At 59.9% G+C, this 18,853-nt stretch carries 23 protein-coding genes; 14 read left to right on the top strand and 9 right to left on the bottom strand.

The window, feature by feature from the left end; all coding sequences use genetic code 11:
- The first annotated feature begins 32 nt into the window (after positions 1 to 32).
- Genes ttcA through PH551_RS16475 form a run of 3 tightly spaced genes read left to right on the top strand, consistent with a single transcriptional unit; the run spans position 33 to position 2,639 of the window.
- Positions 33 to 905 (top strand): tRNA 2-thiocytidine(32) synthetase TtcA, encoded by an 873-nt coding sequence (gene ttcA / locus PH551_RS16485; RefSeq protein ID WP_285193792.1) that lies wholly within the window; start codon positions 33 to 35, stop codon positions 903 to 905.
- A gap of 48 nt (positions 906 to 953) precedes the next feature.
- Entirely contained in the window at positions 954 to 1,781 is an 828-nt protein-coding gene (locus PH551_RS16480) for an inositol monophosphatase family protein (RefSeq protein WP_285193791.1), read from the top strand.
- A gap of 33 nt (positions 1,782 to 1,814) precedes the next feature.
- On the top strand, positions 1,815 to 2,639 hold the full coding sequence (locus PH551_RS16475) for an inositol monophosphatase family protein (RefSeq protein ID WP_285193790.1): 825 nt from the start codon (positions 1,815 to 1,817) through the stop codon (positions 2,637 to 2,639).
- Between the two features lie 42 nt (positions 2,640 to 2,681).
- Here the strand turns inward: PH551_RS16475 and PH551_RS16470 are convergent, their stop codons facing one another.
- The 5 genes from PH551_RS16470 to PH551_RS16450 all read right to left on the bottom strand — a co-directional run bounded on the left by PH551_RS16470 (position 2,682) and on the right by PH551_RS16450 (position 6,576).
- The gene (locus PH551_RS16470; RefSeq protein WP_285193789.1) at positions 2,682 to 3,155 is read right to left on the bottom strand and encodes a GNAT family N-acetyltransferase; all 474 of its coding nucleotides are present in this window, start codon (positions 3,153 to 3,155) and stop codon (positions 2,682 to 2,684) included.
- A 34-nt stretch (positions 3,156 to 3,189) separates the two neighbouring features.
- Entirely contained in the window at positions 3,190 to 4,467 is a 1,278-nt protein-coding gene (locus PH551_RS16465; protein WP_285193788.1) for a multidrug effflux MFS transporter, read from the bottom strand.
- 35 nt (positions 4,468 to 4,502) lie between these two features.
- Positions 4,503 to 5,708 carry a multidrug effflux MFS transporter gene (locus PH551_RS16460; RefSeq protein WP_285193853.1) on the bottom strand — a complete coding sequence of 402 codons (1,206 nt, stop codon included), beginning with the start codon at positions 5,706 to 5,708 and terminating at the stop codon, positions 4,503 to 4,505.
- 137 nt (positions 5,709 to 5,845) lie between these two features.
- Entirely contained in the window at positions 5,846 to 6,181 is a 336-nt protein-coding gene (grxD, locus tag PH551_RS16455; RefSeq protein WP_285193787.1) for a Grx4 family monothiol glutaredoxin, read from the bottom strand.
- 170 nt (positions 6,182 to 6,351) lie between these two features.
- On the bottom strand, positions 6,352 to 6,576 hold the full coding sequence (locus PH551_RS16450; RefSeq protein WP_085778329.1) for a hypothetical protein: 225 nt from the start codon (positions 6,574 to 6,576) through the stop codon (positions 6,352 to 6,354).
- Positions 6,577 to 6,737: 161 nt separating this feature from the next.
- Between PH551_RS16450 and PH551_RS16445 the strand changes: the two genes are divergently transcribed.
- Positions 6,738 to 7,928, top strand: coding sequence for a hypothetical protein (locus PH551_RS16445; RefSeq protein ID WP_285193786.1), 1,191 nt, complete (start codon positions 6,738 to 6,740; stop codon positions 7,926 to 7,928).
- 90 nt (positions 7,929 to 8,018) lie between these two features.
- Here PH551_RS16445 and PH551_RS16440 read toward each other — a convergent pair whose 3' ends face one another.
- Genes PH551_RS16440 through PH551_RS16425 form a run of 4 tightly spaced genes read right to left on the bottom strand, consistent with a single transcriptional unit; the run spans position 8,019 to position 11,181 of the window.
- Positions 8,019 to 8,699 carry a transporter substrate-binding domain-containing protein gene (locus PH551_RS16440; RefSeq protein WP_285193785.1) on the bottom strand — a complete coding sequence of 227 codons (681 nt, stop codon included), beginning with the start codon at positions 8,697 to 8,699 and terminating at the stop codon, positions 8,019 to 8,021.
- 12 nt (positions 8,700 to 8,711) lie between these two features.
- Entirely contained in the window at positions 8,712 to 9,476 is a 765-nt protein-coding gene (gene hpaI / locus PH551_RS16435) for a 4-hydroxy-2-oxoheptanedioate aldolase (protein WP_285193784.1), read from the bottom strand.
- A 7-nt stretch (positions 9,477 to 9,483) separates the two neighbouring features.
- Complete coding sequence (gene hpaH / locus PH551_RS16430; RefSeq protein WP_285193783.1) at positions 9,484 to 10,266, bottom strand: 2-oxo-hept-4-ene-1,7-dioate hydratase; 783 nt, start codon at positions 10,264 to 10,266, stop codon at positions 9,484 to 9,486.
- A 21-nt stretch (positions 10,267 to 10,287) separates the two neighbouring features.
- Positions 10,288 to 11,181: an intradiol ring-cleavage dioxygenase gene (locus PH551_RS16425; RefSeq protein WP_285193782.1), complete on the bottom strand. Its 894-nt coding sequence runs from the start codon at positions 11,179 to 11,181 to the stop codon at positions 10,288 to 10,290.
- Positions 11,182 to 11,433: 252 nt separating this feature from the next.
- On the opposite strand from PH551_RS16425, the gene PH551_RS16420 reads away from it, so the two are divergent.
- From PH551_RS16420 to PH551_RS16375, 10 genes are read left to right on the top strand one after another with little or no spacing between them, the layout of a single operon-like run.
- The gene (locus PH551_RS16420; protein WP_285193781.1) at positions 11,434 to 12,168 is read left to right on the top strand and encodes a GntR family transcriptional regulator; all 735 of its coding nucleotides are present in this window, start codon (positions 11,434 to 11,436) and stop codon (positions 12,166 to 12,168) included.
- Complete coding sequence (locus PH551_RS16415; protein ID WP_285193780.1) at positions 12,168 to 12,989, top strand: sugar phosphate isomerase/epimerase family protein; 822 nt, start codon at positions 12,168 to 12,170, stop codon at positions 12,987 to 12,989. The genes PH551_RS16420 and PH551_RS16415 overlap by 1 nt, the downstream gene beginning before the upstream one ends.
- A 46-nt stretch (positions 12,990 to 13,035) precedes the next feature.
- Positions 13,036 to 13,704, top strand: coding sequence for an amino acid ABC transporter permease (locus tag PH551_RS16410; protein WP_285193779.1), 669 nt, complete (start codon positions 13,036 to 13,038; stop codon positions 13,702 to 13,704).
- A 9-nt stretch (positions 13,705 to 13,713) separates the two neighbouring features.
- Positions 13,714 to 14,364 carry an amino acid ABC transporter permease gene (locus tag PH551_RS16405; protein WP_285193778.1) on the top strand — a complete coding sequence of 217 codons (651 nt, stop codon included), beginning with the start codon at positions 13,714 to 13,716 and terminating at the stop codon, positions 14,362 to 14,364.
- 43 nt (positions 14,365 to 14,407) lie between these two features.
- On the top strand, positions 14,408 to 15,232 hold the full coding sequence (locus PH551_RS16400; protein ID WP_285193777.1) for a transporter substrate-binding domain-containing protein: 825 nt from the start codon (positions 14,408 to 14,410) through the stop codon (positions 15,230 to 15,232).
- A 7-nt stretch (positions 15,233 to 15,239) separates the two neighbouring features.
- Entirely contained in the window at positions 15,240 to 16,013 is a 774-nt protein-coding gene (locus PH551_RS16395; RefSeq protein ID WP_285193776.1) for an amino acid ABC transporter ATP-binding protein, read from the top strand.
- 18 nt (positions 16,014 to 16,031) lie between these two features.
- The gene (locus PH551_RS16390; RefSeq protein ID WP_285193775.1) at positions 16,032 to 16,892 is read left to right on the top strand and encodes a shikimate dehydrogenase; all 861 of its coding nucleotides are present in this window, start codon (positions 16,032 to 16,034) and stop codon (positions 16,890 to 16,892) included.
- A 15-nt stretch (positions 16,893 to 16,907) separates the two neighbouring features.
- Complete coding sequence (locus PH551_RS16385) at positions 16,908 to 17,276, top strand: 5-carboxymethyl-2-hydroxymuconate Delta-isomerase (RefSeq protein ID WP_285193774.1); 369 nt, start codon at positions 16,908 to 16,910, stop codon at positions 17,274 to 17,276.
- Positions 17,277 to 17,307: 31 nt separating this feature from the next.
- Positions 17,308 to 17,757: a type II 3-dehydroquinate dehydratase gene (gene aroQ, locus PH551_RS16380; protein ID WP_085778317.1), complete on the top strand. Its 450-nt coding sequence runs from the start codon at positions 17,308 to 17,310 to the stop codon at positions 17,755 to 17,757.
- Between the two features lie 3 nt (positions 17,758 to 17,760).
- Complete coding sequence (locus tag PH551_RS16375; RefSeq protein WP_085778316.1) at positions 17,761 to 18,798, top strand: Gfo/Idh/MocA family protein; 1,038 nt, start codon at positions 17,761 to 17,763, stop codon at positions 18,796 to 18,798.
- The last annotated feature ends 55 nt before the right edge of the window (positions 18,799 to 18,853 follow it).

The following is an 18,853-nucleotide window of genomic DNA, read 5'->3' as shown; positions in this document are numbered from 1 at the left end:
TAAGGCAGGCAGATCTTCGATAGGACGGAGCAATGAATATCGCAGCCAACATCGCTGATGATCCGGAGACTGGCGAAATCGACGACGGCGCCGGCCCTGCACTCTTTGCCGATGCGCCACGTTCGGTCTCCTTCAACAAGCTGCGCAAGCGCCTGCTCAGGCAAGTACGTCAGGCTTTCGATGACTTCGACATGCTGAAGGGGCAAAAGCGCTGGCTTGTCGGCCTTTCCGGCGGCAAGGATTCCTACGGTCTCTTGGCGCTGCTGCTTGATCTCAAATGGCGCGGGCTGCTGCCCGTCGAGCTCGTCGCCTGCAATCTCGACCAGGGACAGCCAAACTTTCCAAAGCATGTGCTGCCGGACTATCTGACGAAGATCGGCGTCCGGCATCGCATCGAATATCGCGACACCTATTCTATCGTGAAGGAGAAGGTGCCCGAAGGCGCCACCTATTGCTCGCTCTGTTCGCGGCTGCGGCGCGGCAATCTCTACCGCATCGCGCGGGAGGAGGGCTGCGACGCCTTGGTGCTCGGCCATCACCGTGAGGACATTCTCGAAACCTTCTTCATGAATTTCTTCCACGGCGGGCGGCTTGCCTCGATGCCGGCAAAACTTCTGAACGACGAGGGCGACCTGATGGTGCTTCGGCCGCTCGCCTATGCCGCCGAGGACGATCTTGCCAGGTTTGCCATCGCCATGCAGTTCCCGATCATCCCCTGCGATCTCTGCGGCTCCCAGGACGGGCTGCAGCGCAATGCCATGAAGGACATGCTCGCCGATATCGAACGGCGCATGCCTGGACGCAAGGACACGATGCTGCGGGCGCTTTCGCATGTGAACCCGTCGCACCTGCTCGATCCGAAACTCTTCGACTTTTCCAGCCTTGGTGTCACCGCTCCTTCATGAAAGGCCGGCTAAGCAGGCTGGCTCTTTGCATGAAGGACAGCAATTCGCATGACTATTTCAGATCAGGATATTCTCTTTCTCGGCGAATGCGTGAGGGAGGCGGCGCGCGCGGAAATCATGCCGCGTTTTCGCAACCTCGGCGATACGGATGTTTCTGAAAAGACCTCGGCAACCGATCTGGTGACGCAGGCGGATCTGCTTGCCGAACACCGGATCACCGCGGCTCTGAAAGAGCGTTTTCCCTCAGCGCTTGTCGTCGGCGAGGAAGCCTATGACGCCGACAGATCGGTGGTGCCGGCGCTTGCCGATGCCGAGCTTGCCTTTGTCATCGATCCTGTCGACGGCACGTTCAATTTCGCCGCCGGGCTTCCCGTTTTCGGAACGATGCTTGCGGTTACCGTCAGGGGCGAGACCGTCGCCGGCATCATTCACGATCCCGCTCTCGGCGACACGGTGACGGCGATCAAGGGGGCGGGCGCCTTTCTGATGCGCCAGGATGGACAGTCGAGCAGGCTGAAGGTGGCTGAGCCTGCCGCCTTGAACCAGATGGTCGGCGGCATGTCGTGGGGTCATATGGAAGAGCCCGATCGCTCGCGCATCTGCGCCAACATGGCAAAGGCGCGGATGACCTTCGCTTTCAACTGCTCGGCCTACGAATATTGGATGGTCGCGTCCGGCAAGATGCACTTCATCGGACATGCGAAGCTGATGCCCTGGGATCACCTGGCCGGCGTGCTCGCGCACCAGGAGGCGGGCGGCCACACGGCGAAATTCGATGGCACGCCCTATCGTCCGGGCGAGACAGTCGGCGGCATCATCTCTGCGCCTGATGAAGTAAGCTGGCAGCTGATCCGGCGCGAAATCGTCGGCATCTGAGTTGGGGCTTCGGCCGCAGTGAGAGGATTTGATATGACAACGAGTATTGACGTGACTGTTCTTGCCGATCTCTTGCGCCGCGCGGCAAAGGCCGAGATCCTGCCGCGTTTCCGCCGGCTCGGCCGGGACGAGGTTCGTGCCAAGAGCGAGGCGACCGATCTTGTCACCGAGGCCGACGAGCGGGCCGAGCGGATGATCAAGGCGGAAGCGCAACAGCTCTGGCCGGACGCGCTGTTCCTCGGGGAAGAGTCGGTCGCGGCCGACCCGGCGCTGCTTGGCAGGCTTGCTGATGCCGATTTCGCGATCGTGGTCGATCCGGTGGACGGAACGTTCAACTTCGCCGCCGGCATCCCGGCCTTCGGTGTCATGGCCTCGGTCATATCAGTCGGCGAAACCATTGCCGGCATGATCTACGACCCGATGGGCGACGACTGGGTGATGGCGGAGAAGGGCGGCGGGGCCTGGCTGCGCAGGCCGGATGGCGAGGCGCAGCGATTGCGTGCAGCCGAGCCTGTTGCGCTCGACCAGATGGTCGGCATGGCTTCGACCGGCTACCTGCCGGTGGAGAAACGCGCCGAGGTGCTTGGCAATCTCGCCAAAGTGCGGTTTCTCACCAACTACCGCTGTGCTGCCCACGAATACCGCACTCTTGCCGGCGGGCACGTCCATTACCTGATGTACAACAAGCTGATGCCTTGGGATCATCTTGCCGGCACGCTGATCTCGCAGGAGGCCGGCGCCTATGCGGCCCGCTTCGATGGCTCGCCCTACCTGCCGCAGCATCTCGACGGCGGACTACTGATTGCGCCGGACAAGGCATCCTGGGACACGCTGCGGCGGGAGGTCGTTACCGTCTAAACCTAGAGACCGGCCGTCGCAAGCCGGTCGCAAAATGACAATTCAGGCGCAGAATTTTTCCATCAAAAAGTTCTCCAGGTCCTGTCCGCGCCTTTTGACGATTTGCCGGGTTATCACGCGAAATCCTTTGCGTTCAAAAAACGGGCGAGCTGTTCTGCTTGCTTCTGTATATATTCGGCGAAACCCTAGCGTGAGAGCCTCTTCTTCGACTCTGCCCAATAGGCGGGTTGCTACGCCGATCCCTTGATAGCCAGGGTGCACGAACATCATGTCGAGGCACCCGTCGCTGGTGAGATCCGAAAAACCCACGCGGTTTCCGGCAATCTCTGCCATCCAGGCCGGCCTGCTCATCCTTCGTTCCGCCCACAGGCGGCGATCCTCCACCTTTGCCCAAGCTTCGATCTCGGGGGCGGAATAGTCTTTTGAGGAGACTTCTCGGATGGAGCGCAGAAATATCTCGACCGTGGCGTCCACGTCACTTGGCGCATAAGGCCTGATCAGAATTCGTTCGTCCATCGAGGATGCCTTGAATTGACCGGGTTCACCTGCCTCAGAAATGGGCGGCGCCCGGATCGAGTTGCGGACTGTCGCCCGGATGGGTGAAGAGCTTGCCATTCTCAGCCCACAGCGTGGCTGCGATCGTCAGCAGACCGAACAGCGCGAATCCGCCGAAGAGTGGCTGCACCGTGCCGTTGAACATCTGACCGACCAGGCCACCGAGAATAGCGCCGAAGGTCGTCGAGACGAAGCCGGTGATGGCGGTCGCCGTGCCGGCGAGATTGCCCATCGGCTCAAGGCTGATGGCGGTGAAATTTGTGGCGATCACCGCAAACATCATCAGAACGATTGTGAAGATGCTGTAGGCGGTGGCGAAATCCGGCTTGCCCGCCAACGCGGTGACGAAGCCGAGAGCCGACAGTGCCGTGAAGATCAGCAGCGCTGCGTGCGAGATCCGACGCATGCCGAATTTGCGGACGAAGAAGCCGTTGGCGAAATTGGCGACGGCAATGCCGCCGGCGGTCGCCGCAAAGGCAATCGGCAGCCAATCCCCAAGGCCATAGACTTCGCCGAAAACCTGCTGCACGGAAATCACATAGGCGCTGATGACGCCGGTGAACATGGTCAGACCGATCATGTAGCCGCAGGTGATGCGGTTGGTGAGCACGGTCTTGAAGCCGTCCGCGACAGAGCCGACCGACAGCGGCAGGCGTTCTGCCGGGGGAAGCGATTCCTTCAGCCGCAGAAGAGCCCAGACGAACAGGATGCTGGCGACGGCGCCGAGCAGGATGAAGATCCAGTGCCAGTTGGCATAGAGGATGATGAGCTGGCCGACCGAAGGAGCAACGATCGGCACGATCATGAAGACGATCATGACATAGGACATGACGCGGGCCATTTCGCGGCCGCCGAAGCAGTCGCGGACGATGGCCATGGTGGTGATGCGCACGGCCGCGCCGCCCACGCCCTGAATGAAGCGCATGAGGAGCAGCATTTCGAAGCTACCGGTTGCGGCAGCGGCAAACATTGCGACCACATAGCAGGCGAGGCCGCCGAGCAGGATATTGAGGCGGCCGAACGTGTCTGAAAGGCTGCCGAAGAATATCTGCGAGACGCCGAAGCCGAGGAAGAACACGCCGATGATGAGCTGGGCGTCGTTGGTATTGGTGATGCCGAGGGAATGGCCGATATTGGGCAATGCCGGCAGCATGCTGTCGATCGCCATGGCAATGCTGGCGGTCATGACGGCGATGGTGACGACGAATTCGCCGAAGCCCATGCCAATGCGGCGGGACCCCTGGTTTTCCTGGTGCGGTTTGTGCGGCGTCATGCGGTGAAATCCTGGATGCGGAAGGGACCGGCCGTTCAAACGGCAGGATTGTGCTGATGGAAGAGACGGCCCTTCTCGGCGATCAGCACGAAGATAAGGCCGATGATCGACACGATGAAATAACCGGCGACCATCGGCAGCGCCGTGCCGTCGAAAGCCTGGCCGATGCCGGCGCCGATAAGGGCGCCGCCGACCGTGCTCATGAAGCCGAGAACGGAGGAAGCGGTGCCGGCGACGTGCCCGAGCGGCTCCATGGCAAGCGAATTGAAGTTCGAGCCGATCCAGCCGAACTGGAACATGGCAAGCCCGAAGAAGGAGATGAACAGTGCAAACGGCATCGGCTCGGAGCTTGCCATCTGGACGATCAACCAGATGGTGTTGATGGCGATGAAGCCGAGGAGCGAGCCGTGTGACAGGCGGCGCATGCCGAGCTTGCCGACAAAACGGGAATTGAAGAAGGACGACAGCGACATGAAGATCGCCACGCCGGCAAAGGCGAACGGGAAATAGACGCCGAGGCCGTAGATGCCGACATAGATCTGCTGGGCGGAGTTGATGAAGCCGAACAGCGCACCGAAGATGAAGGTGCTGGCGATGGTATAGCAGAGCGCCACGCGGTTGGTCAGCACCAGCTTGAAGGCCCCGAAGATCGAGCGGGCGGTGAAGGGGCGGACATTCCGCGGATGCAGGGTTTCCGGCAGGCGGACATAGGCCCAGACGCCGATCGCCGTCGCCATGGTGGCGATCAAGAGGAAGATCAGGTGCCAGTTGCCGAAGAACATGACGACCTGGCCGGTGCCGGGCGCAATCACCGGCACGATCATGAAGACCATCATGATGAGCGACATGACCTCGGCCATCTGTCGGCCGCCATAGATGTCGCGGACGATGGAGATGGTGATGACGCGGGTGGCGGCCGAGCCGACGCCCTGGATGAAGCGCAGCACCAGCAGGCCTGCGAAGGAGGGAACGAAAACGATTCCGATGGCGGACGTGATATAGACGACGAGGCCGATCAGCAGCGGCGTGCGGCGGCCGAAGCGGTCGGAGAGCGGACCGTAGAAAAGCTGGGCGCAGCCGAAACCGAGCAGATAGGAGGAGACGACGAATTGCCGGTGATTCTCGCTTTCGACTCCGAGGCTCGCGCCGATCTGCTGCAGCGCCGGGAGCATGATGTCTATGGCAAGTGAGTTGATGGCCATCAGGAAGGCGGCAAGCGCGATGAACTCACGCTTGCCCATGGGCAGGCGGCCCGCGGACACGGCTTGTGATGAATCTGTCACAATGAAATTCCCATAAACAGGCCAAGGCGCTGCTCACCGCAGCGCCTCGGACTCGAGAAACAGATTTGGAAACCGGGCGGACGTCCGGTGACCGATCAGGCGGCGCCGCGAACGGTGACGCCGTTTTCCTGGAGATGCTGCTGCAGTTCACCGGCCTGGAACATTTCCCGGACAATGTCGCAGCCGCCGATGAACTCGCCCTTTATGTAAAGCTGCGGAATCGTCGGCCAGTTGGAATAATCCTTGACGCCCTGGCGGATTTCCGAATCGGCGAGCACATTGATGCCCTTGTAGTCGACGCCGATGTAATCGAGAATCTGCACGACCTGGCCGGAGAACCCGCACTGCGGAAACTGCGGCGTGCCCTTCATGAAGAGGACGACGTCGTTGCTCTTGATTTCGTTGTCGATGAATTCGTGAATGCCGCTCATGGGATCTGATCCTTTCAACAGGCGAGTTAAAGGCGCGCCGTTTCAATCGTTTCCCTTAGATAGCATGTGACAACAGGAATTCCAGCCGCCCGATCCAAAAAAAGACCAATGTGGTCAGACCACTTTGGGATTGTTGCCGTTGCGTTACGGCCGAAGTGTTGCCGCGCGTCTCAGACCCGACGCTGACGGCTGCGGCCAGCGGCGGTGCGGCGCTTGCTGATCTGTTTGCGGGCGGGCTTGCGCTTGGGCGTCTTGCGGGCAGCCGTCGTGGTTGCGGCAGGGCGCGCCTTGCGCCTCCGGCGCTTCGTCGTGACGCGGCCGGTGGTTTTCTTCAGAATTTCCTTCAGTACGCTATCGACGACGCCCGATATCAATTCTTTGACAAGATCAGCCACAAAACCCCTCCATTCGCCGCGAAAACAACGTGGCTGCTATTGAATTCCAGAAGAGTTCGGTTAGCAAGGCGCCTTTGAGATCATGCCTGCTTTTTGGCGATATCAGTGACCGGCAGCCGGATCGCAGCAATAGACCGGCCTTAGCCGGGCGGAACAGCGAAATGAAATTGATAAAGAAGCGGGTCGTCCTGCATTTCCCAGGCTTCGAGCCGCTCGACGGCCTTGCCCACCGAGCGCGGTACGAACGGTCAGCCAGACAGAGTGCTGCCGTCTGGGGCTACTCGGTTGAAACAGGGGCGCCGGAGGCGGGAAGCGATCCTCTCAGCTTCGAGGTCACGACCGGCAGCGCGGGAGCCTACGAGGCGGCGCCTGCGGCGCAGACCAGTTCCGTCGGCTGGCGGACGACGAGCCGGATTCATATGGTTGATCACGACATGTTCGTGCGTCGGCTTCGCAGCCGCAACACGCTGATCCGGATCATTGCAGGCTTTCGAGGCTGCGCCGAGATCATGCTGGAAGGTGGCATGCGGGGATATTTCAGGCATGCGTGGCGTTTCGGCCTGTTCTTCCTTTTTCCGTTCCTGCTGACGGCGCTGGCAATCGTGCTGACGGCCGAGATCGTTATCCTGCCCTATAGCCTCGGCTTTTCCGCCTGGCACGTGCTCTGGAGCGGGCCACTGGCGCTTTGCTTCTTCATCTTCGCCTTCCTGCCGTTTTCCGAGCGTTTGCATACGCTGCATCTTTTTGCCGATTGGGAAATGGCAGTGGCGCTCGGCCGTATGGATCGGGCCGACTTCAACGGCTGGCTGGAAGAGCGGGCGACCGCGGTGCGCAAGGCGCTTGCCGAGCAGGCGGACGAGTACGTGATCTCCTCGCATAGCATGGGATCGAGCGTCGCCGCCCATGTGATCGGCATACTGCTTGAAAGGGAGCCGGAGATCTTCAAGGGCAGGCGCGTCGTGTTTGCCACACTCGGCAGCGCCATTCTGCAATGCGCCCTGCTGTCATCGGCAAGCCTGCTTCGCGCCCGCGTTGGCCTCATCGCCCGCTGTCCGGAGATCTTCTGGCTTGACGTGCAATGCCTGACGGATTCGATCAATTTCTACAAGGTGCCGGTCGTTGCCGTCGCGGGCCATGCAGATGCGCCGCCGGCAAAGATCCTTCTTATCCGCGTCAAGCAGATGCTGACGGGCGAACATTACCGGAAGATTCGCAAGGACCAGCTGCGGGTCCATCGGCAATATGTGCTAGGCCCAGATCTCAAGGCGTCCTTTGATTTCACCCTGATGACGTCAGGGCCGATGCCGGCCTCTATCTTTGCCTCTCCGGAACAGAATAAGCTGCCGGCTTGAAGGCTGGACTCCAGCGCTGTTGGCTGGTTACGATATTGCCGATCTGATCCCGCCACAGCCAGCACGCGTCCAAGAGCCGAGGACGTTACTTTACGGCGCTCCAGCGCTTGCATTCAGAAGGTGTACGAAATCCGCAAAGAAGGCTGAGGCATGAATGGCTCTTCGGTGGACGGCGATCGTCTGGGGAATTTCAGAGAACGCTCCCTCCACCAGCCGGAAGCCGGTAATTCGCTCCGAACTCTGAACGAGGAATTCGGTCAATCCTGCAGCCGCGTCGCACTGCGATCTGACAAGACGATCGATTGCAGCTGCCGGACTATCAGTATGCGAGACAGTAGCTTTTTCAAGAATACGCTCGAGCTGCTTCGTATAGGCGGCGCTTTTTGCGGAGGCTATCCGCACTCCTTCAGCATCGACGTCTCCGACGGTTCGAAACGCCGAGCCCTCCGGCACCAAATAGGTCGCTCTGACGGAAATGTAGGGAGGTGAAAAGGAGAATCGATCGGCTCTCGAGGGGTCCGAGGCAATAAAAGCAATGTCCCACTCGCCGCGATCCGCAGCGGCGAGGATGTCGGCGGCCGAGCCGTACTGGATAAGCGACAGGCCGCAATCCAGTTGCTCGGCAATCTTGTGACCGATCTGAGCGCTTGGGCCGACCAAGGCGCCGGCCTGATCGTCCCAACGGACCAACGCTGCATTCGACATGTTGACGGCGGCCCGGATTATGCCCGCCGGTGCTATCTCGGACAGAACTTTCTCGCGCGTCGACATCGGCACGAACTCCTAAGATGCAAAGCGGGCTGCGAGCGCCTCCGATCCTCTTGCAAGGAGGGCGACGTCTACGCCAACGGCGGTGAACAACGTCCCGAGCGAAATGCAGCGGGCGGCGAAAGTCTCGTCCGGCGTGAGGATGCCTGCCGGCTTTCCGAGAATTTTCAGGCGTCCGATCGCATCTTCGATCGCCGCGACCACCTCGGGGTGTCCCGGTTGTCCAGGATGGCCAAAGCTGGCCGCCAGATCGGCGGGACCGATGAAGACACCGTCGACGCCTTCGACCGCTGCGATCGCCTCCAGCCGACCGAGTGCCTCTCGGGTCTCGACCTGCAGAAGCAGGCAGATCTCCTGTTCGGCAACCCGCGCGTAGTTCGGCACGCGCCCGAAGCGGGTGGCGCGCGTCAAGGCGGAGACCCCGCGAACCCCGTGCGGCGGATACCGTATGGCGGCGACCGCTGCCTTCGCTTCCTCCTCGCTCTGTACGTAGGGAATGAGGAGCGTCTGGACGCCGATGTCCAGAAAGCGCTTGATCAGCACGGGATCGTTGAATGCCGGGCGTACGACTGGGGAAACGTCGTAAGGCGCGACCGCCTGCAATTGCGGCAGGACGGTAAGGACGTCGCTTGGAGAGTGCTCGGTATCGAACAGCACCCAGTCGAAGCCCGACGGCGCGACGATTTCTGCCGCGTAGCTTCCGGGAAGGCCGCACCAGAGACCGATCTGGCTTTGACCGGCTATCAATTTTCGTTTGAAGTGATTAACGGGAAGTTCCATGGATCCCTCACACGAACGAGACGCCGATGGAGCCGACCGGACCATAGTCGGCTTGGATGACGTCACCCTTGGCGATGTCTACGGGGCGGGTGAACGAACCTGCAAGAACGATCTGGCCCTTCTTCAAGCCGGTTCCGACGGCATGGAGCTTGTTCACAAGCCAGGCGATTCCGGCAGCCGGATGCCCCATGATAGCTGCCGAAACACCTGATTCTTCGATGATGCCGTTTTTCGAAAGGGTCGCGCCGACCCAGCGGATGTCAATATCCATTGGCCGGATGATACGACCACCCACGACGATCGCTCCGAAAGCAGCGTTGTCGGCGATCGTATCGGTGATCGCTCTGGGCACCTCGGTTCGGTAGTCGATGATCTCAAGCGCAGGGACGACAAACTCCGTCGCGCGCATGACATCATAGATCCGAGTGCCCGGCCCCTCGAGATCCTCACCCATTACGAAAGCGAGTTCGACTTCGAGGCGAGGCTTGATAAAGAGCTCCGCTTTGATCTGCGCTCCGTCGTTAAAAAGGGCGTCGTCGAGAATGACGCCGTAGTCGGGCTCCGTCATTTTCGAGGCCATCTGCATCGCCCGCGATGTCAGTCCGATCTTATGACCCGCGATTCGCGCCCCCTTTGCAATCCGGGCCTGCGCCCAGAGTGCTTGGATCTCGTAAGCGTCTTCAAGTTCCAAATTCGGATATGTCCTGCTCGGCTGGACGATCGGCTTGCGTTCGGTTTCTGCCTTCAGCAGTGCGTCGGCTGCCGCCTGGCGTTCCTTTTCGGTAATCATGATGTGGCTCTGCTGGTTTCGTTATTTGATCGGGGGACGCGGCAGGATGGCCTCGCCCGGCTCCATGACGTAGGTGTAGTCGAGCGAGAACCAGGGCCCACTGACGTCCGTATCGGATGGGTGCGGCTCGTCATGACGGACAAAGTCGCCTGTCAAAGCCGCGGTGACGCCGAACTGCACATCGGAATCAATGTTCGGATCGCTCGGGTCGAAGACCTGGGAGATTAGGGTTTTGTATCCCTCTTTGAAGATCAGGGCGTGCAAATGCGCCGGTCGGTAAGGGTGGCGGCCTTGCGCTTGGAGAAGCCGACCTACGACCCCGTCGACAGGGATGGGATAGCCCACCATCTTCACCGTTCTAAACCAGAACCGACCCTCGTCATCCGTGGTGAACTTGCCGCGCAGGTTCATTTCCGCCTGATCAGGATCCTGGTTCTCGTAAAGGCCGACAGGAGAGGCGTGCCATACGTCGATCTCGGCGCCTTGGATGGGCTTGCCTCCCCGATCAACCACCTTCGCGTGGACGAACAGGGGTGTTCCCGGCGTTTCCGAGCGGATGATGGTCCCGCCGTTCTCGACCCGCGGTGAGTTGAGGCGCCAAAAGGGCCCGAGCAGCGACTGTGACGTCTCGGTCTGCCCGTTGTCGCCGTTGTTGAGCAGGCACACGAGCGACGAGACGCCAAGCGATCCAGCCATGAGCACGAACTCATTGTGGCTGTCGGTCTGCAGTTGCCCAATTTCGTTGAGGATGGCGGTCGCTTCGCGAAACTCGACTTCCGACAGCCTGACCTCCCGCACGAATGCGTGGAGGTGCTTTACCATTGCAACGAGTATCTCCCGGAGCCGTGGATCCGCGGTGCGGTTCATCACGGCGAGAACGGCAGGCGTCAACTCGCTTTCGGTTCTAATTACCATAAGGCTACCTCCCAATGAGGTTCGACTATCAGAATAATCGATTATTTGTCAACCGTCGACCAAGCGCTCAATGCTGTTGGCAGAGGAGCAGGCGTGGTTTTTTTAATTAAGCAATTGAAATTTCGTTTTTAATTTCCTTTACCGGAGCGTAGACGCTGCGTATCTAGTGGTTTCTGACGTATTCAAGTTGACATCAATAATCGTTTATCATACCGATTATCGAAACTTTGGCGAGTTGCTTTGGGAGGAAGGATGAAATCGGCCGACGACAGCTTTCTTGCGCCGTTGACAGAAGACGGGCCGTCGGCCGGCTTCCTCGACGATGGCAAGAACACCATCGGCAGTCAGCTCGCATCGCGCCTTCGGGAGGCGATCATCTCCGGTAAACTGGAAGCCGGCAGCAAGATCAATCTCGATAAGGCGCGGAAGACTTTCAATGTCAGTCTGAGCCCGTTGCGGGAGGGCTTGGCCAGGCTCATTTCAGACGGTCTAGTCGAGTTTCAGGACAACAGAGGCTATCGCGTCGCGCCGATCTCCCTGGCTAATCTCGAAGAGGTCACGAGCCTGCGCGAGGAGCTCGAGGTTTTCGCGCTACGTGAATCCATGCGTTTCGGAGACGTCGATTGGGAGGGCAACGTCATGCGTGCACTTCATCGTTTAAACCGCACGGAGCGTGACGCCGCGCATCCTGAAACGCTGGAGCACTGGGAGGCGCTTCACCGCGAATTCCACCTCACCTTGATTTCGGGCTGTGCCAAACCTCTGCTACTTCACTTCTGCAGTCTTCTGCTGAATCTCAACGACCGATATCGCCGCGTTTTCCTGATCCGTACGTCGGGGGACCGCAATGTAGGGCAGGAGCACAGCGAGATTGCCCAGGGAGCGGTCGCGCGTGATGTCGACTATGCCTGCGAGAAGCTCCGCCAGCACATCCATCGCACCGGCACCAATCTTCGCAACCACCTCGCGACGAAGGGAATCGTGTGATGGCTGCCGTAACATCGAAATCGGCGCCCATAATTGGCGTCGCTCACTTCTCATCGATACTGCTGCCTCCTGTGGAGTTTGCGAAGGCCGCTGCACGCGCGGGATTCTCCAGGATCGGGCTCAGGCTGCATCCGGCGTTCCCTGGTGCGCCCTATTACGAGCTGCCTGTCGGAGGTTCGGTTGCGGGCGAGCTGAAATCCGTTCTTGCCGGTGAGGGCGTCGAGGTTTTCGATATCGAGTTCTTCGTAATCGACCCCGCTTTCGACGCGTCGTCGTTGGAGGCCACAGTCGCCGCGGCTGCGGACATTGGAGCACGCCGGCTCAGTGTCTGCGGAGACGATCCTGATCAATCCAGATTGGTCTCGAACTTCGCGGATCTCTGCCGCCTTTCGGACCGCTACGGCTTGGCTGTCGATGTCGAGAACATGGGTTGGCGGGTGACTAGAACCTTCCGGGACAGCGTCAGTCTTGTGAAGGCGAGTGATGCCCGCAATGCCGGCGCCCTCGTCGACGGAGTACATTTCTTCAGGAATGGCGGCACGCTCGCCTCGCTCCGGACCGAGATGCGCTGGGTAAGGCACGTTCAGTTGTGCGATGTCGCTGGACCGGCGCCGGTGACGCCAGAGGAGATGATCGCTGAAGCTAGAGGCGGGCGGTTCGCGCCGGGAGAGGGCGAACTACCGTTGAAGGAACTCGTCGCAGCGATCGGCAGCTCGGCGGCGATCTCAGTGGAAGTCCCACTCGCAGGGTCTGCCTCGCCTGAGGCGCATTTGAAGCATCTGTACGACAAGGCCGAGGGATTATTCGGGCCGGATCGCTGATCCGGCGCCGGCGGGGCGTGAGCCGCGTCGGAGGGAGGAAGTCAACATGGGTTATACGTTCGATTTTGGTGCGGTCTTCGACCGCGCCCCGGAATTGTTTTGGGGTTCGCTTGGGACGCTCGGTCTCGCGGTCACCGGAATGATCCTTGCGCTCGCGATCGGTATCCTCGGCGTCGCCGCTAGAACATCCAAGAACAAACTCGTTCGAGCTCCGGTGATTGCCTTCGTCGAGATTGTTCGAAACACACCGTTCCTGGTGCAGATATTCTTCATCTACTTCGCGCTTCCGCTCATGGGCATCCGTCTGAACCCTACCGCTACCGCTGTCATCGCGCTGGGGATCAATGGCGGCGCTTATGCGATCGAGATCATTCGAGGCGGCGTGGAAAGCGTGAGCAAGGGCCAGGTCGAGGCAGGTTTCGCTTTGGGTTTGCATAAGGCCGATGTGTTCCGGCTGATCGTTCTGAAGCCGGCTCTGCGGGCGATCTATCCGTCCCTGACCAGCCAGTTCGTGATGCTGACCTTGACGACCTCGGTCTGCACTTCGATCGCCGCCTACGAGTTGACCTCGGCGGCCCAACGGATCGAATCCGACACTTTTCGAAGCTTCGAGGTCTATTTTAGCGTGACCGCAATCTACCTGGTCATCTCGAGCCTGATGATGGGCATCTTCGCCATTATCTCCCGTTCCTACTTCAACTACCCGACCCGATAGGAGGCGTTCATGGGTCCCATCGGCGAAAACGAGCTGTTCTTCCTCTTACAGGGTCTGAAGTGGACCGTGCTGCTGGCCATCATCGGCTTTGTCGGCGGAGGCATATTCGGAATCCTGATCGCTCTGGTGCGCACGTCGCAGAACCGTGTCGCACGTTTCGTATCGTCGGGCTACATCGCGCTCTTCCAGGGCACGCCGCTGCTGATGCAGCTCTTCGTCGTCTACTACGGCGTCGCGCTATTGGGCGTGGACGTCAATGCATGGATCGCTGTGGCCATCGCGTTCACGCTCCATGCAAGCGCCTTCCTGGGCGAGATCTGGCGCGGCTCGATCGAAGCCGTTCCGAAGGGCCAGACCGAAGCCGCGAACGCACTCGGGCTGCATTACATCTCCCGAATGAAGGACGTTGTCCTCCCACAGGCGCTGAAGATTTCGATGCCTGCAACCATCGGATTTCTCGTTCAGCTGATCAAGGGCACATCGCTCGCAGCAATCGTCGGCTTCATCGAACTGACCCGCGCCGGACAGATCATTTCGAACCAGACCTACCGCCCACTGCTCGTCTTTGGGATCGTCGGAATAGTCTATTTCATCATTTGTTGGCCTCTCTCCCACATCGGGAGCGGCCTCGAAAAACGGATGGCGAAAGCTGCCCGCTAACCTTGCTTCGCCTGAAGCAAAGACCACAGAGGAGGAGAATGGAATGTATACCAATCGCAGACAATTTCTTGGAATGGCCCTCGCTACGGCCGCCTTCGCCACGATGGGCGCCGCTGCGGTTTCCGCGGCGACCGTCGAGGAGATCAAGGCCAAGGGCACGATCGTCGTCGGCATTCAGGGCGACAACGCGCCATGGGGCTTCGTCAACTCGAGCGGCAAGCAGGACGGGTTCGACGCCGATATCGCGACACTCTTCGCCAGGGAACTCGGAGTTAAGGTCCAGTTCCAGCCGCTCGCCGTCGCCAACCGCATTCCGGCCCTGACCACCGGCAAGGTCGATATCTTGTTCGCTACCATGGCCATGACGGAAGAACGCGCCAAATCGATCCAGTACAGCAAGCCATATGCGGCGAACACGATCTCGCTCTATGCGGCAAAAGCCGATACCGCAAAAACGCCTGCGGATGTTGCCGGCTGGGAAATCGGCGTGCCGAAGTCCAGCTCGCAGGACAAGGCCATCACCGACGCTGTGGGATCGACGGCGACCGTCCGCCGCTTCGACGACGACGCCTCGACCATTCAGGCGCTGGTCTCCGGACAGGTCAAGGCCGTCGGAGGCAACATGTTCTACGGACAGCGGCTGGATGCCGCCAGCCCAGGCACCTATGAGCGCAAGATCGACTTCCTGACGACTTACAATGGCGTGGGAACACGACTGGGCGAGAAGGACTGGAACGAGGCCGTCAATGCCTTCCTCGACAAGATCAAGGGAAATGGCGAACTTGCAGCCATCACCAAGAAGTGGATGAACATCGATCTGCCGAAGTTCCCGGAATCCATCCCCAACATCCCGTTCACCGTCAAGTAAAGCATATATGGAGGGCGCCGTGCTCAGTTCCGCTAATGATCAGTCGACATTGATATCCCTTGAAAAGGTTCAGAAATGGTACGGCTCCTTCCATGCGTTGAAAAACATCAGCCTGTCGGTTCGCAAAGGTGAGAAGATCGTCCTTTGCGGGCCTTCGGGTTCCGGCAAGTCGACGTTGATCCGCTGCATCAACGCTCTCGAGTTGATCCAGGAAGGCAGGATCGTCGTCGACGGACAGTCGCTCGATGGCACGAGCAAGGCGGTCGACGCCATTCGGCGCGAAGTCGGGATGGTGTTCCAGAACTTCAATTTGTTCCCCCACATGACCGTTCTGCAGAACTGCGCGCTTGCGCCTATGAGGGTCCGCGGAACCAGCCGGGCCGACGCCGAGAGGCTGGCGAGAAAGTACCTCGAACGGGTCCGAATCCTTGATCAGGCGGAGAAGTATCCCGCGCAGCTCAGCGGTGGCCAGCAGCAGCGTGTTGCTATTGCCAGGGCGCTTTGCATGGAGCCCAAGGCGATGCTGTTCGACGAACCCACATCGGCGCTCGATCCGGAAATGGTCAAGGAAGTGCTGGACACGATGATCGGCCTCGCACGCGACGGAATGACCATGATCTGCGTGACCCATGAAATGGGTTTTGCCCGTCAAGTTGCAGACCGGGTCATCTTCATGGCTTCCGGCGAGATCATAGAGGAGGCCGAGCCCGAGGTCTTCTTCAAGTCTCCGACGCATGAGCGCACCAAGTCTTTCCTTGGCGAGATCCTCGCACATCACTGAGCCGATTGGGTTATCGAAATGAACAACAACACATTCCTCGTCGGTCTCATCGGGGCCGACATCCAGATGTCGAAGTCCCCCGCGCTCCATGAAACCGAGGCGCGGCACCTGAAGCTGGATTACCGTTACGAGCTCGTCGACCTCGCCGAGCGCAGTTTACCCGCTTCTGCGCTGCCTGAATTGCTCGTAGAACTCGAAGACCGCGGCTTCGCAGGAAGCAACATCACGCATCCATGCAAGCAGACGGTCATCGCTCATCTTACGAGCCTGTCCGAGGACGCCGAGATGCTCGGAGCGGTCAACACAGTCGTGCTTCGGGACGGAAAGCGGATCGGGCACAATACGGATTGGTATGGCCTCTATAAGAATTTCGAGCGGGGCATGCCCGGTGTCGCCAAAACGCATGCCGTCCTGCTCGGCGCAGGCGGCGCAGGAGTCGCCGTCGCGCACGCGGCCATCAAGCTCGGTATCGAGATGCTCTCGATCTTCGACCAGGACACAAATCGCGCAGCCGCGCTTGCCGATCAGCTCAACCGGCGCTTTTCAAGAACCTGCGCGCAGCCGATCAGAGACGTCGGCGCGGCGCTCGATTCTGCGGATGGGCTGATCCACGCTACCCCGACCGGCATGCGAAGTCACCCGGGTCTCCCGATCGACCCGGAATGGCTTCACCCACATCACTGGGTCGCCGATATCGTCTACATGCCGCTCGTGACCGAACTTCTGGCCCTGGCGGAGGAGAAGGGGTGCAAGACCTTGCCGGGCGGCGGCATGACCGTGTTCCAGGCCGCGGCGGCCTTTGAACTGTTCACGGGTGTAAAACCGGATGCGGAACGCATGTCGCGCCACTTCGAAGAACTGTGTCGAGCTCCAGCCTGACCAGGAGGACATGTCTTGCCGCACATCATCATCGACTATAGCCGGGGTGCTGCCGAAAGGGTGGCGATCGATGAATTGACCAGAGCCGTCCACTATCGGGTGCGCGACGGAGGCCTGGTGAAGCCCACTGCCGTGCGGACCTTCGCCAGGGAGGCGACCTTCTCCTGCGTCGGCGACGAGCATCCGGAAAATCACTTCATCCAGATAATTGTGCGCATGGCGCCTGGCCGGCCGGCAGAAACGAAGCGAGAGTTGTTGAAGGCGGTCCTCGAAGCTGCGCGCGATGTCGCAGCCCCCGCGCTGCAAGCAGGGCGGCTGGGGCTGCGGGCCGATCTTTACGAGTCCGATCCGAATTTCGCATTCCAGGAAATAGCGTTCGCCTAAGCTTGGCAACGCCCTCACAAGGAGAATTACAATGAGCCTGATCTACGTTCTGAATGGCCCAAATCTCAATTTGCTCGGCAAGCGTCAGCCTCACATCTATGGTCACGAGACGCTGGCCGATGTCGAGGCAGACTGCCGGAAAGTGGCCTCAGAACTCGGCCACGAGATCCGTTTCCACCAGAGCAACCGTGAATATGAAATCATCGACTGGATTCACGAAGCGCGCGAAGACGGAGGCGGCATCGTCATTAATCCGGCCGCATTCACGCACACGTCGCTTGCGATCCTCGATGCCTTGAACACGTTCGAAGGTCCCGTCATCGAGATCCATATCTCCAACATGTATAAGCGCGAAAGCTTCCGTCATCATTCCTTCGTTTCCCACCGCGCCGACGGCATCATCACCGGTCTTGGTACGGAGGGCTATCCGCTCGGAATCCGCCGCGTCGCGACGATGCTTACGGCACCCAAGAAGGACTGACAAATGACTCCTCCGGTCAAACTGGCGGTCCTCGGCGCGGGGCTTATCGGGAAACGCCACATCAAACACGTGCTGGACGAGCCGATGGCGGAGCTTGTCGCTATCGTCGACCCGAGCCCGGTTGGAAAGGGGATCGCCAGCGAGGTTGGCGTCAAATGGTTTTCGACCTTTGCTGAGATGGTCGCCGCAGCGCGTCCTGACGGCGTTATCATCGCGACGCCCAACCAGATCCATGTCAGAAACGGTTTTGAGGCCCTCGAGGCCGGCATCCCGGCATTGATCGAGAAGCCCATCGTCGACGATATTGCTGCTGGCGAGAGGCTCGTTGAGATGGCCGAGGCCAAAGGCGTTCCGCTGCTGACCGGACATCATCGCCGACATAATCCGATGATGCAAAAAGCTAAACAGATTATCGAAAGCGGAAAGCTCGGACGAATACTGGTCGTGAATGCCATGTTCTGGCTATTCAAACCGGAGGAATACTTCGACACTTCCTGGCGGCGCGAACGCGGCGCGGGACCAGTCTTTCTCAATCTGATCCACGACATCGACAACCTTCGCTACCTATTCGGGGATGTCACGGCGGTCCAGGCGCTCGAATCCAACGCAGTTCGCGGAAACGCCGTTGAGGAGACCGCGGTGATCCTCATCGAGTTCAAGAACGGAATTCTCGGGACTGCTTCCGTTTCGGATTCCGTCGTCGCGCCATGGAGTTGGGAGATGACGACCGGCGAAAACCCCGCTTACCCTAAAACCGAGGAGGCTTGCTACATGATCGGCGGCACCCACGGGTCGCTGTCGGTGCCGTCGCTCAACATGTGGAGCAATCCGGGCAAAAGGAGCTGGATGGAACCGTTCGAATGTCATCGCGCCGAAATCGAGAACGAGGATCCGCTAGTCCTGCAGATACGCCAGCTTTGCAGGGTCATCAGAGGGGAAGAAGCGCCGCTGGTCAGCGGACGTGAGGGACTAGAAACCTTAAAGGTTATCGAAGCCGTGAAGCGATCCGCCGCGGCGGGCAAGCGTATCAGCCTGACCTAAATCGTTCGCGCCAGGTTACGGCGGTCGGGGAGCATTAGTCATTCACCGAGCTGAA

Source organism: Rhizobium atlanticum, from assembly GCF_030182485.1.
GTDB lineage: Bacteria > Pseudomonadota > Alphaproteobacteria > Rhizobiales > Rhizobiaceae > Rhizobium.
Note: the sequence above shows the minus strand (reverse complement) of the source record. Positions and strands in the feature narration are given on the sequence as shown.